At 60.8% G+C, this 12,506-nt stretch carries 10 protein-coding genes and 2 tRNA genes; 2 read left to right on the top strand and 10 right to left on the bottom strand.

Annotation, left to right across the window (positions count from 1 at the left end):
* Positions 1-36 precede the first annotated feature (36 nt).
* On the bottom strand, positions 37-843 hold the full coding sequence (modA, locus tag AC2I9W_RS06430; RefSeq protein WP_486409179.1) for a molybdate ABC transporter substrate-binding protein: 807 nt from the start codon (positions 841-843) through the stop codon (positions 37-39).
* A 97-nt stretch (positions 844-940) separates the two neighbouring features.
* Here modA and AC2I9W_RS06425 point away from each other — a divergent pair, with 97 nt between their 5' ends.
* Positions 941-1,816, top strand: coding sequence for a TOBE domain-containing protein (locus tag AC2I9W_RS06425; protein WP_486409178.1), 876 nt, complete (start codon positions 941-943; stop codon positions 1,814-1,816).
* A gap of 83 nt (positions 1,817-1,899) precedes the next feature.
* Here AC2I9W_RS06425 and AC2I9W_RS06420 read toward each other — a convergent pair whose 3' ends face one another.
* Together AC2I9W_RS06420 and mdlC are read right to left on the bottom strand one after the other, a co-directional pair.
* Positions 1,900-2,901 (bottom strand): Bug family tripartite tricarboxylate transporter substrate binding protein, encoded by a 1,002-nt coding sequence (locus AC2I9W_RS06420; protein WP_486409177.1) that lies wholly within the window; start codon positions 2,899-2,901, stop codon positions 1,900-1,902.
* Positions 2,902-3,033: 132 nt separating this feature from the next.
* The gene (gene mdlC / locus AC2I9W_RS06415; RefSeq protein ID WP_486409303.1) at positions 3,034-4,581 is read right to left on the bottom strand and encodes a benzoylformate decarboxylase; all 1,548 of its coding nucleotides are present in this window, start codon (positions 4,579-4,581) and stop codon (positions 3,034-3,036) included.
* A 179-nt stretch (positions 4,582-4,760) separates the two neighbouring features.
* Between mdlC and AC2I9W_RS06410 the strand changes: the two genes are divergently transcribed.
* On the top strand, positions 4,761-5,672 hold the full coding sequence (locus AC2I9W_RS06410; protein ID WP_486409176.1) for a LysR family transcriptional regulator: 912 nt from the start codon (positions 4,761-4,763) through the stop codon (positions 5,670-5,672).
* Positions 5,673-5,728: 56 nt separating this feature from the next.
* Here AC2I9W_RS06410 and AC2I9W_RS06405 read toward each other — a convergent pair whose 3' ends face one another.
* From AC2I9W_RS06405 to AC2I9W_RS06375, 7 genes are all read right to left on the bottom strand, one after another.
* Positions 5,729-6,898, bottom strand: a complete 1,170-nt coding sequence (locus AC2I9W_RS06405; protein ID WP_486409302.1) for an MFS transporter — start codon at positions 6,896-6,898, stop codon at positions 5,729-5,731.
* 375 nt (positions 6,899-7,273) lie between these two features.
* Positions 7,274-7,350, bottom strand: a tRNA-Met gene (locus AC2I9W_RS06400).
* 138 nt (positions 7,351-7,488) lie between these two features.
* A tRNA-Met gene (locus tag AC2I9W_RS06395) sits at positions 7,489-7,565 on the bottom strand.
* A gap of 87 nt (positions 7,566-7,652) precedes the next feature.
* The gene (locus tag AC2I9W_RS06390; protein WP_486409175.1) at positions 7,653-8,432 is read right to left on the bottom strand and encodes an enoyl-CoA hydratase; all 780 of its coding nucleotides are present in this window, start codon (positions 8,430-8,432) and stop codon (positions 7,653-7,655) included.
* A 96-nt stretch (positions 8,433-8,528) separates the two neighbouring features.
* Positions 8,529-10,343 carry a M61 family metallopeptidase gene (locus AC2I9W_RS06385; protein WP_486409174.1) on the bottom strand — a complete coding sequence of 605 codons (1,815 nt, stop codon included), beginning with the start codon at positions 10,341-10,343 and terminating at the stop codon, positions 8,529-8,531.
* Positions 10,344-10,436: 93 nt separating this feature from the next.
* On the bottom strand, positions 10,437-11,144 hold the full coding sequence (locus AC2I9W_RS06380; RefSeq protein WP_486409173.1) for a DsbC family protein: 708 nt from the start codon (positions 11,142-11,144) through the stop codon (positions 10,437-10,439).
* A gap of 114 nt (positions 11,145-11,258) precedes the next feature.
* Entirely contained in the window at positions 11,259-12,386 is a 1,128-nt protein-coding gene (locus AC2I9W_RS06375) for an FAD-dependent monooxygenase (RefSeq protein ID WP_486409172.1), read from the bottom strand.
* Between the last annotated feature and the right edge of the window lie 120 nt (positions 12,387-12,506).

The following is a 12,506-nucleotide window of genomic DNA, read 5'->3' as shown; positions in this document are numbered from 1 at the left end:
AAGCTAAATCAGCCTCAAACCAATGGGAAACAAGAGTTAGAAGCTATAGCCGTAGGAGCGAATGATCTCGTGCGCCTTGGGGCTGCGCAGGTACTTCATCAAGGCGGCAGCGGCTTCGTTGTCCTTGGCGCTGTTGAGCACGATGGCATCTTGACGGATGGGCTCGTGCATATTGGCAGGAACCTGCCAGGCCGAGCCTTCGCGGATCTTGCCGTTTTCCATGACTTGCGACAGCGCCACAAAGCCCAGCTGGGCATTGCCCGAGGCCGCGAACTGGTAGGTCTGGGCGATGTTCTCGCCCATGACGACCTTGGGCTGCAGCTGCGCGGTCAGGCCTTGCTTCGTTAAAACTTCCATGGCAGCCGTGCCGTAGGGGGCCAGCTTGGGGTTGGCGATGGCGATATGTTTGTAGTCGCCGGTCTTGAGCACTTCTCCCTTGTCGTCCACATACCCGGCCTTGGGGCTCCACAGCACCAGCGTGCCAATGGCGTAGGTAAAGCGCGAGTCGGCCACGCCCTTGCCTTCCTTTGCGATTTTTTCGGGTGTGGTGTCATCGGCCGCCAGCAAGATGCCGAACGGCGCGCCGTTGTTGATCTGGGCGTAGAACTTGCCAGTGGCACCAAAGGACAGCTCTGCCTTGTGGCCAGTGTCCTTTTCAAACTCGGCTGCGATCTTCTTCATGGGAGCCGTGAAATTGGCGGCCACGGCAACCGTCACTTCAGCGGCCTGGGCCTGGGTGGCCCACAGGCTCAGCACAGCCGAACTGGTCACGGTCGCAATCACGGCTACGGAGCGAACCTGTTGAAACGAAAAGCGTGTGTAACGGGCAGTGAACTGAGTCATTGAAGTCTCGTTATTCATTAATGGAATAGCGAGTGTAGCGTGAATGAACAACTGAGGTCGAGCGAGGCAATTGCTTGTCAGGGCATGATGGCGGCCTATGTCAGATACAGAAAATTTCGAACAAGAACAATTGGATATCTCCCGCGACGAAGAGGCGGCGCAGGGGAGCGGGCTGTCGTCCGATTCGGTTTCTCAGGCGCTGGGCTATGACATGGCCGACCGTCGCATCGCCATCCTGCGCGGTATTGCGCAAAGCGGCTCCATCTCCCAGGCAGCCCGTGACGTGGGGGTGAGCTACAAGGCGGCCTGGCAGGCGATTGATACTCTGACCAACCTGGCTGGGGTGCCCCTGGTCGAGCGCAGTGTGGGCGGCGCGGGAGGCGGTGGCGCACAGATCACCTCTGCGGGCGAAGAGTTGCTGTATGCCGCAGAAGCCATGATGCGGCTGCGCACGGAGCTGCTGCAGCGCATGCAGTCAGGCACGCCAGGGGGCACGCACCCCAACCTGGGTCTGATGACCAGCATGCGCAACCAGTGGCCCTGTGTGGTGCTCAAGGTGGAGTCCATCGGCGGACAGATTCGGGTCTGGCTGCGCGCGGCAAGCGATGCGGGCTCTGACTGGACCATTGCTGCGCGCATCACGCCCGAGAGTTATGAACTGCTGGGGCTTGCGCCCGGCGTCCCCGTGCTGGCGCTGTGCAAGGCCACGGCTGTCAAGGTCTGGCTGGGGCAGGAAAAGCCTGCCGCTTCAAGCCAGAGCATCAATCTCTGGCCAGCCGTGGTGCAACGTGCCACTTATGGAGCAGCACCCGCGGTGGGCGATACGAATGCTTCGGATGAGGCCATCTGCAAGCTGGGCTGGGGAGCGCAGATTGTCGGCTTTGCTCCTGCCATGAGTGGTTTGGTGGCCGACGATCAGGTCTGGCTGGAGGTGCCAGAGTCCGCTGTGGTGGTGGCCGTGGCTTCCCAGTAAAAAAAGACCGCCAGTCTTTGCAGACGGGCGGCCGAAAGGGAGTGCCCGGAAACCCCGGACTCCCACGTTGAGACGATGATTTTTCAGTCCACCTTCAGGCCGATCTCCTTGATCAGCGGCGCAAAGCGGGTGCGCTCCTTGGCATGGTGGTCCACAAACTCCTGACGGCTCATGCGGGGCTCGGGCGTGGAGCCCAGGCCTTGCAATACATCGATCACATTCTTTTGCTCCAAGGCCTTGAGCACGCTGGCGCGCACTGCATCGATCACGGGGGCGGGGGTGCCTGCAGGTGCGTAGATGCCGAACAGCGTGTCCGCATCAAAGCCGGGCAGCCCGCTTTCAGCCAGCGTGGGGACGTTGGGATATAGCGGCGAGCGCTGGGGGCTGCCAATGGCCAGCAGCTTGAGCTTGCCGGCTTCCACCTGCTTGAGGCCGGGGCCTGGATCGAACCAGTACTGGAGCTGACCGCTGAGTACGTCGGTCAAAGCCGGGCCGGCACCCTTGTAGGGGATGTGGGTGGCATTGACCTTGGCGGCACGCTTGAACATTTCACCGGCCAGGTGGGGCGAGCTGCCGGGGCCGGGCGAACCATAGGAGAGCTTGCCGGGATTGGCTTGCAAATGCTTGATGAAGTTCTGCACATTGCTCACGGGCAGGCTGGGGTTGGTCTCCAGAAAGACGTGCACCCGCGCCACCGCAGCGACAGGAATCAAGTCCTTTTCGGGGTTGAAGGGCAGCTTGCTGTAGATCATCGGATTGATGCTGATACCGCCGCCGCTGCTCAGCAGCAGCGTGTAGCCATCTTTGGGCGAGCGCACGGTCTCGGCAATGCCGATGTTGCCGTTGGCACCAGGCTTGTTGTCCACGACCACGGATTGACCCAGGACCTGGCTCATGGTGGGCGAAATCGCACGGCCCATCACATCGGCCGCACCGCCAGGGGCGAAGTTCACGATCAGGCGGATGGGGCGCTCCGGCCATTTGTCCGCTGCCGCAGCAGGCAGGGCAAAGCTGCTTGCCAGCAAAGCTGGAATGGCGGCCAGGCCGATGCGGCGCAGGCGGTTGATGGAAGGCTTGGGGGCCATGTTTGTCTCCTTGTTTATTGATGGTTGCTGACGGTGCCATGCCCCTTCAAGGGGACATCCAGCAAGAGCCGCCTCGAAGCAAAGATGTCGTTCCCTTTGGGGGAAGGCGCGAAGCGACTCAGGGGGAGCTTGTTACTCCACTTCAACTTCGACGACGATGGGGCGAGGGTGAGCAATAGCGTCTTGCAGCACCTGGGCCAGCTGTGCGGCATCTTCCACATGGATGCCGTCGCAGCCATGGCCCTTGGCCAGGGCCACAAAGTCGATGTCCGGAAGCTCTGTGCCCTCGACTTTTTCACCTTCGCGGTAGCCAAAGACCTTGGAGAAATCCTGCAGTGCCGCATAGCGGCGGTTCTTGAGAATCACAAAGGTGATGGGCAGGCGCAGATGGGCCGCACTCCACAGTGCCTGAATGGCGTACATCGCCGAGCCGTCACCGATGACTGCTATTACTTTTTTCTCAGGCTTGGCCAGGGCAACGCCCACGGCTGCAGGCATGCTGTGGCCCAGGCCACCGCTGCACATGGTGAAGAAGGTCTCGCTATGAAAGATGGGCAGATAGGTCTGGATCGTGGGGCGTGAGCTGGGGGCTTCTTCCACGATGATGCTGTGCGGGTCTCGTACGTTGGCCAGGGTGTGCATGGCGTAGGCCACGGACATGCGCTCGCCGTCTGCGGGTGCTGCAGGCACAGAAGGCGCGGGCTTGCGTGCGGGGGCCGGGCGCTCGGTGACTTTGGGGCGCTCCAGAAGCTCCTCTAGGCCCAGGCGGATATTGCCCACGGCGGCTGTGCCCACAGGAGCCCAGGCGGCAATGGCAGGATCGTCAATCAGCTGGAACAGTTCGGAACTTGTCGGGATGAAGGGACCCGCACCTTCGACGTGATAGGTGAAGGCGGCGGCACCCAGCGCAAAAATCTTGTCATAGCTGCCCAGTAGCTCGACGATGCGCTCGCGCATGGCGGGCAGAAAACCGGCAAACAGCGGGTGGTCTTCGGGGAAGCTGCAACGGCCGCTCATGGGGGCAACAAACACACGCGCTTGATGGCGCTCGGCCAGCGCCACCACGGCATCCCAGGCACCGGCGCGATCGACGGCTGCACCTACGACAAAAGCGGGAGATTGGGCTGCATCGAGCGCATCACCCATGGCCGACAGAACTTGCGGGTTGGGGCGGGCCTCGAAGCCCACCTGGCGCAGCGTGACGGGCTCGCAGGGAACATCCCAGTCATCGGCGGGAATCGAGACAAACACCGGGCCGCGTGGCTCCTGCATGGCGATGTAGTAGGCGCGGGCCAGTGCCTGGGGTACGTCTTCGGCACGTGCAGGCTCACAGCTCCACTTCACATAGGGCTTGGGCAGCTCGGTGGCATCACGTGCGTGCAAAAACGGATCGAACTGCAGCAGCGAGCGGGCTTGCTGACCTGCTGTGATGACCATGGGAGTGCGGTTTTTGAAGGCCGTGAAGATATTGGCCATGGCATGGCCGACACCGGCAGCAGAGTGCAGGTTCACAAAGCTGGCATTGCGTGTGGCCTGGGCATAACCGTCGGCCATGCCCACGACCACGGTTTCCTGCAAGCCCAGCTCGTAAGAGAAATCTTCGGGGTAGTCGCGAAACAGCGGCAGCTCGGTCGAGCCGGGGTTGCCAAAGATGCGCGTCATGCCCAGCTCGCGCAGCATGTCAATGACGGCGTGACGCACGGTGTAGTGCTCGGACGGGGTGGCGGCTTGAGAGGTAGCTTGCACGGTCTGTTTCCTTGAATGGGCACTCTTCACGGACTGGAGCGCTTCTGAAAGTCATCTTGCATGAGGGCATAATTTCCAGCAATTGAATAAATCATCTAAGAGATATTCGTTTTATGGATATATCTGGCCTGGATCTCAATCTGTTGCGTGTCTTTGATGCCGTGTTTCGCCATGGCAGCGTCAGCCGTGCTTCTCAGGAGCTGGGGCTGTCTCAGCCGGCAGCCAGTCAGGCGGTGACTCGGCTGCGGCAAGTGCTGGGTGATCCGTTGTTTGAGCGCATGCATGGCGGGGTGAGGCCTACGCCCAGAGCCGAGCGCCTTGCCATTGCCGTGCGTACCGCCATGGCAACGCTGGAAGTTGCGCTGGCCGAGGCACACACTTTTGATCCCTTACAGGCGCACAAGCGCTTTCGCATCCACCTCAGTGATATTGGAGAGGCCCGGTTTCTGCCGTCATTGATGCAGGCACTGCGTGAGCAAGCGCCCAATGTGCAGCTGGAGACCCTGCCCGTGCCCATGGGCGAGATTGCCGATGCGCTGGACCGGGGCACTCTCGACATCGCGATTGGTTTTTTGCCTGGTGTCACAGGAACGCAGCAAGAGGTGCTGCTGTCGGATCACTATGCGGTGCTGCTGCGCAAGGAGCATCCTGTGCTCAAGGGCTTGGTGGGCCCGCAGCTCAGCCACAAGCATCTGCGCCGTCTGGACTATGTGGCAGTGAGATCGCACTCGGAGACTTTGCGCATTCTGCGCACGCTGGATTTGCAGCAAAGAGTGCGCTTGTCTGCGGCCCACTTCATGGCCGTGCCCACCATCGTGCGCCAGACGGATCTGGCCGTCATCATGCCGGCCGAGATTGCCGAGACCTTTATGCGCCAGGGCGGCTATGTGATGCTGCAGGCCGATCTGCCAGAGAGTGCTTTTGATGTTTCTCTGCACTGGAGCTGGCGCTTTGCGCAGGAACCGGCCAATCAATGGCTGAGAGCTTTGGTCAGCGCAGTTTTTCAGCAGCGCTGTGAAAACTAAAAAGCGCTAGGCTTTTAAGGCTCTGGCGCTTTTATAGTCTGCGGTTGAAGCTATCTTTATTGAAGCTCTTTGCCCTTGAGTTCGGGAATCAGGAAGGCGGTTGCCAGCATGTCCAGCACATAGATGGCGGCCAGCAGGGCGATGGCGACCTGGAAGGAATAAGCCATGGCCAGCGCACCAATGACGACAGGGCCCAGACCACCCACGGCGCGGCCGATGTTGAACAACACGTTCTGTGCCGTGGCGCGGGCTTCGGTGGGGTAGGCCTCGCTGATGACGGCGCCGTAGCCGCCCATCATGCCGTTGACAAACATGCCCATGAGTGCGCCGACCCACAGCATGGCGGTGGCATCGGTGAGCTGTGAATAAGTCAGCACGGAGATGACGGAGCCGACCTGGAAAAGCAGGAACGTAGGTTTGCGACCGATGCGGTCTGCCAGCTGGCCAAAGACCCAGATGCCGATGGACATACCGACGATGGTGACGGCCGTCCACATGGAGGACTTGGTCAGGCTGAAGCCCATTTGCTTGGACAGAAAGCTGGGCATCCAGATCATGATGCCGTAGTAGCCGAAGTTCTGAACCGAGGTCAGCACGATCACGCCCAGGCTGATCTTGCGCGTGGCCTTGTCCTTCATCAGCAGCTTCAGGCAGTGCATGGCCGAAGGCTGCTCCTTCTTGCTGCGGGCCACAAATACTTCGGGCTCATGCAGCTTGTTGCGGATGACCCAGGCCACGACGGCGGGGATCACGCCGACCAGGAACATGCCGCGCCAGCCGATGTAGGGCAGCAGCAGCGGCGTCAGCAAAGCGGCACCCAGCACGCCGAGCTGCCAGCCCAGGGCGACATAGGAGGAGACGCGGGCGCGGTGGCGTGCGGGCCAGGCCTCTGCAGCCAGCGCCATGCCAATGCCGAACTCGCCGCCCAGGCCAATACCAGCGATGGTGCGGAAGATCAGCAAATCCCAGTATCCCTGAGCAAAGGCGCACAGGCCCGTGAAAACGGCAAACAGCACAATCGTCCAGGTCAGCACGCGGATGCGACCGTACTTGTCGCTGAGCATGCCGAAGACGATGCCGCCGAAGACGGCGCCGATCAGCGTCCAGGTCACCAAGGAGCCTGCCTGACCGGGTGTGAGATTGAGGTCGGCTGAAATTGCCGAAAGCATGAAGCCCAGAATCAGCAGGTCAAAGCCGTCCATGGCATAGCCGACGGCCGAGCCCATGAGTGCTTTCCAGCTGTATCCGTTGACTTCTGTTGGAGCGGCGGGCGCGGCTGTGCCTGCCACGGTGCCTGTGGTTTGTGTGGTCACGGGAGAGTCCTTGAGCGAAGACGAACTTTTGGAGCCAGTGCACCTGCTTTTGCAGAAAAAAGCAGGCCCTCGCTGGGCGTAAGACCAGCGCGCGGGCACGCAGCGTGCGTGCAGCATCCTGGGGGTGCAACGGGCACGAAAAAGTCCTTGAAGGGGAGAGTTGAGCGGCGGGAGCATGGCGCGGCGCGATCTGCGCGGGTTTCTGCAGGGCAGAAAGGGCAGGGCGGCGCAATGTGGCCTCTGTAAAAAGCGAAAACCCCAGCTGCGTGAGCAACTGGGGTTTGTATTTGGTGGTCGTAGCGGGACTCGAACCTGCGACATCAGCATTATGAATGCTGCGCTCTAACCAACTGAGCTATACGACCGACAGTCCGCTATTGTATAGGAAAAAATTACCTCGGATGCCGAACTGGGATGTTTATGCACGGTGCATGACGCATCAGGCATTTCATCGGTCCAAAGAAAAACCGCAGTGTTTTTGCAAACACTGCGGTTTTTTTGTTTGGTGGTCGTAGCGGGACTCGAACCTGCGACATCAGCATTATGAATGCTGCGCTCTAACCAACTGAGCTATACGACCGAAGACAGCGATTATATGCAAAAAATCACAGGTTCAGAGAAATTCCGGATTTTTTGCGAAAAAACCTTTGCCTGACTGCAGTGCGAATCACTGATGGGTGAACTGGGCGGGGCGCTTGTTCACAAACGCATCCATGCCTTCCTTCTGGTCTTGTGTGGCAAACAGGGCGTGGAACAGGCGACGCTCGAACATCACGCCGTCGGACAGGCCGCTTTCAAAGGCGCGGTTGACCGACTCCTTGGCGGCCATGACGGCCAGCTGAGAGAAGCCGCTGATGATGATGGCGGCGCCGAGAGCCTCATCCATCATCTTGTCAAAAGCGACAACACGGCTGACCAGGCCGGCACGCTCGGCTTCCTGGGCGTCCATCATGCGACCGGTCAAGGCCATGTCCATGGCCTTGCTCTTGCCCACTGCGCGTGGCAGGCGCTGCGTGCCACCGGCACCGGGGATCACACCCAGCTTGATTTCAGGCTGGCCGAACTTGGCATTGTCGGCGGCAATGATGAAGTCGCACATCATGGCCAGCTCGCAGCCACCGCCCAGTGCAAAGCCGCTTACGGCGGCAATCACGGGTTTGCGGATGCTGCGAATCGCTTCCCAGTTGCGGGTGATGTAGTCGTCGCCGTAGGCATCGGCAAAGCTGTACTTGGCCATGGCGCCGATATCGGCACCTGCGGCAAAGGCGCGCTCGCTGCCGGTGATGATCATGCAGCCAATGCTTTTGTCGGCGTCGAACTTCTTGAGCGCATCGCCCAGCTCGTCCATGAGCTGGTCGTTCAGGGCGTTGAGCTGCTTGGGACGGTTCAGAGTGATGACACCGACTTTTTCCGCTTCCACGCGGACTTCAATGGTTTCGTAGGCCAAGTTTGTCTCCTGCTAAAGAATGAATCGTTGTCGCCAAGAATAACCGCTGGCGCAGAGGCTGGGCTGGGCCCCTGCGACGGCGGCTGGCGTATGTGTTTAGGCGAAAGAGCCCGTCAGCCAGCGCTCTGCGGCGGCTTTGTCGCTGATTTCCAGGCCCATATTGCTGATGGTGCTGGCGCTATCTGCACCTTCGCTGGCGGCTTTGGCGAGCGGGCCTGACAGGCTCAGCGTCAGCTCCAGAATCTGTCGGTCCCGTGCCACCCAGGCTTTGATCTGCTTGGCATCGGCGGCGTACAGCGGCACATCATCCAGCTTGGTAATGCGCCAGCGCTGCTTGCCTGCTTCGACGGCCAGCCATTCGTCGCCAGCCATCATGCCGGCTTGCTCGGCGGCTCCGCCGCGCAACACGGTCTTGATCTGCACGCTATGGCTTTCCTGAACGCGCAGGCCCAGCTTCTGCGCCAGTTGCGCAGGTTCGACCTTGGCGTTGATGCCGTGCTGGGCGAGCAGCTCGCGCAGTGGCAACTCGTCCCGGCCATGCACCCAGCCATGCAATTGGTCTGCAATCTCGGCATTTCCCAGCTCGCTCACCATGGCCAGCACATCGGCTTCACTGATGGGGCCGCCATCGGTCTTGCGCCACAGCCCGCGCATCACATCGTCCAGACTGCTGCCCTTGTTGCGCAGTGCCAGATCCAGACACAGGGCCACCAGCGAGCCCTTGGTGTAGTAGCTGACCGTGTGGTTGGCCGTGTTTTCGTCCTGACGGTAGTACTTGACCCAGGCATCAAAGCTGGCCTCAGCCACGGACTGCACATGGCGGCCCGGCGTCTGCAGCACTTGATTGATGGTGCGTGTGATGAGCTTGAGGTACTGGGCGTTGTCCAGCAGGCCCGCGCGGCGCAGGAAGAGGTCGTCGTAGTAGCTGGTAAAGCCTTCAAAGAACCACAGCAGCTCGGTGTAGTTCTCCTGCTCGTAGTCATAGCGCGCGAACTCGGATGGGCGCAGGCGCTTGACGTTCCAAGTGTGAAAGTATTCGTGGCTGATCAGGCCCAGCAGGGTGTTGTAGCCCTCGGTCGCCTTGGCTTCATCCTTACGGGGCAGGTCGCGGCGGCCGCAGATCAGCGCCGTGCTGTTGCGGTGCTCCAGTCCGCCATAGTTGTCGTCCACCACATTGAGCATGAAGACATAGCGGTCCATGGGCGGCTGGCTGCCGTCGGCGTGCCAGAAGGCGATTTCGGCTTCGCAGATTTTTTTTGTATCGGCCAGCAGGCGTTCGCCATCAAAGCTGGGCGCGGCACCTGCGACCACAAACTCATGGGGTACGCCGCCAGCGGTAAAACTGCCGCGCCAGAACTGGCCCATTTCCACAGGGCAGTCCACCAGCTCGTCGTAATGGGCGGCGGTGTAGAGGCCAAAGCCGTTGGCATCGGTTTTGGCAGCCGTCAGTCCGGTCGCCACTTGCCAGCCTTGCGTGGCGGGGCTGCTCAAGACCTCCAGCGCATGGGGCTGCTCTTCCTGGCCATGCACGCGCAGGCACAGGCTGGTGCCATTGAAAAAGCCACGGCGGCGGTCCAGCCAGGCGGTACGCACCGAGGTGTCGTATGCGCAAACTTGATAGCTGATGGTGCAGGCTGTATCTGAACTGCAGCCGATTTTCCATTGATTTTTACTGCGTTGCTCCACGGTCAGGTTCTGGCCGTTCTGGGTGGCCGTCAGCCCCTGCAGGTTTTTGGAGAACTCTCGCACCAGATAGCTGCCTGGAATCCACACGGGCAGGGACAGCAATTGCTGGGCGGCAGGCTGGGCGATATGCAGCTCTACATCAAAAAGATGGGCATCGACCGCACTGGCCTGAACGATGTAGCGGATGTTTGGCTGAATGCCGGATGCGTTGAGAACAGAGGACATGGCAGCTCCAGAAATGCGGGCCGGAGCATGCGAGGCTGTCGCAGCACGACTGAAGGGCTTCAGACTCGTGCTGCTCCGGCAATAAAACAGAGATTACTTGGCAGCGGCCAGATGCTTTTCCACCTCGGCGGCCGAGATGGCGCCAGGCACGCGCACATTGTTGGAAAAAATCACAGTGGGCGTACCGGTGATCTTGTACTTGCGGCCAAATGCCAGATTGCGCTGGATGGGGGCAGGGTCGCATTGCGCGGCCGGTGCATTCTTGCTGTTCAGCATCTGATCCTGCCAGGCCTTGGCCTGGTCCTTGGCACACCAGATATTGCGCGACTTCTCGGCCGAGTCCGCGCTCAGGATGGGATAGAGGAACACGTAGATAGTGACGTTGTCCACGCTTTGCAGGTCTTTTTCAAAGCGCTTGCAGTAGCCGCAGTTGGGGTCTTCAAACACGGCCATCTTGCGCTCGCCCTTGCCGTGCACGATGGTGATGGCGTCCTTGATGGGCAACTGCTTGAAGTCCACAGCCGTCAGCTGGGTCATGCGGTCTTCGGTCAGATTGCGCTTGGCCTTGGTGTCGATCAGCTCGCCCTGAATCAGATAGTTGCCCTTGGCGTCGGTGTAGAAAATGTCGGTGCCTACACGCACTTCGTAGAGACCGCTCATGGGGGTGGAGCGCACCTCGTCGATTTTTTCGAGCTGGGGAATGCGCTCGGTCAGTGTTTTCTTGAGGTTGGCATCCTGGGCATGGACGCTCAGGCCGAAGGTCAGGCTGACAGAAGCCAGCAGGCAGGCAATAAGTTTCATGGGGGATTTGCAAGGCCGCAGCAGCGGCAAGATGAGACTATCGGTTTCCGTCATCCCGGCTGAGTCGGGGCGACAGGGCTGAGGGTTGGAGCTTTCTGGGCGCCAGGGGTTCCCTTAAAGCAGACCCATGGCTTGTCGGGCCATCCATGATTTGAGCGGGCCGCTGCGCTCAAAGCCCTTCATGCCCCAGTTGCGCAGCAGCCGAACAGGCACTTCAGGGCGGGCAAAAAGCTGCTGCAGACCGTCCATGGTCAGCCCCATGGGAGCGAGCGAGGCTTTGCGTTCGCGCTCGTACTGGCGCAGCAGCTTCAGATCGGCGGGGCTGCGCCAGTAGTCACGCTCTCGCAAAATGCGCGCCAGTGCCTGTACATCGCCCAGACCCAGGTTCAGCCCCTGGCCTGCCAAGGGGTGGACGTTGTGGGCTGCATCGCCTGCCAGCACCCAGCTTTGGCCGTTGTTGTGCGCAGATGGGCCGCACCAGCGGTCGGCCACAGCTTGCTGCAGCGGCCAGGTAGCGCGCTCGGCAATAAGTTGCAGCTGGCCCAGAGCGTTCTGGCTGATGGCTTGCAGGCGGGTGGTAAAGCTTTCTTCGTCGCTGTCGAGCCAGTCAGGGACCAGGGCTTTGTCCAGCGACCAGACCACCGCCACTTCATAGCCCTCAGGGCCGCCCATGGGCAGGAAGGCCAAAATGCCTTCGGGCGTAAACCACTGTCGGGCAATGCCGCCATGGGGCAGTTCGCAACTCAGCCGGGTGGCAATGGCGTGCTGGGGATAAGGCGTGACCGAGAAGTCCACGCCAAACTCGGAGCGTGTGCTGCTGGCGCGGCCTTCGCAGATGGCAGTGAGGGCGGCTTCCACCGGCTCCTTGACGATCTCGACCTGGGGCTGATAGCGCACAGCCTCGGACAGGCGTTGCTCCAGCGCAGGCACGTCGACAATCCAGGCCAGCGCTTCCACTTCCTGAGAGGCCGCGTCAAACTCGACTTGACCGTCGAGGTCGCCAAACACCTGCATGCCGGTGGTGGGCGTGGCATCCTCATCATCAGGCCAGCAGCGCAGCGACTGCAGCACGGCTCTAGAGCTGGTATTGAGTGCATAGGCCCGCACATCCTTGTGCTGCTGAGAGCGCGGCTGTGGCGGCGCAACCAGCGCGACACGCAGACGCTCGCGCGCGAGCAAGAGAGCCAATGTCCGGCCCACAATGCCGGCTCCACGAATACATACATCAAAGGTTTGCGCCATGCCCGGCATTGTAGGAGGCGCGGGCAGGGCCTGCGGTCATAGAGGAAACCTGGGCGTGTCTGGCTGTAGGCTGCGTGCAACTATTTTGTTGATAGCGGCCTGCGCAGGATTTATAAGGGG

The organism is Comamonas sp. FUJ_7 (genome assembly GCF_057369555.1).
Note: the sequence above shows the minus strand (reverse complement) of the source record. Positions and strands in the feature narration are given on the sequence as shown.

Bases quoted from the DNA above. Each gene is read 5' to 3' on its own strand.
- modA (WP_486409179.1), bottom strand. From the start codon at position 843: ATGACTCAGTTCACTGCCCGTTACACACGCTTTTCGTTTCAACAGGTT.
- AC2I9W_RS06425 (WP_486409178.1), top strand. From the start codon at position 941: ATGTCAGATACAGAAAATTTCGAACAAGAACAATTGGATATCTCCCGC.
- AC2I9W_RS06420 (WP_486409177.1), bottom strand. From the start codon at position 2,901: ATGGCCCCCAAGCCTTCCATCAACCGCCTGCGCCGCATCGGCCTGGCC.
- mdlC (WP_486409303.1), bottom strand. From the start codon at position 4,581: ATGCTGCGCGAGCTGGGCATGACGCGCATCTTTGGCAACCCCGGCTCG.
- AC2I9W_RS06410 (WP_486409176.1), top strand. From the start codon at position 4,761: ATGGATATATCTGGCCTGGATCTCAATCTGTTGCGTGTCTTTGATGCC.
- AC2I9W_RS06405 (WP_486409302.1), bottom strand. From the start codon at position 6,898: ATGGGCTCGGCCGTCGGCTATGCCATGGACGGCTTTGACCTGCTGATT.
- AC2I9W_RS06385 (WP_486409174.1), bottom strand. From the start codon at position 10,343: ATGTCCTCTGTTCTCAACGCATCCGGCATTCAGCCAAACATCCGCTAC.
- AC2I9W_RS06380 (WP_486409173.1), bottom strand. From the start codon at position 11,144: ATGAAACTTATTGCCTGCCTGCTGGCTTCTGTCAGCCTGACCTTCGGC.
- AC2I9W_RS06375 (WP_486409172.1), bottom strand. From the start codon at position 12,386: ATGGCGCAAACCTTTGATGTATGTATTCGTGGAGCCGGCATTGTGGGC.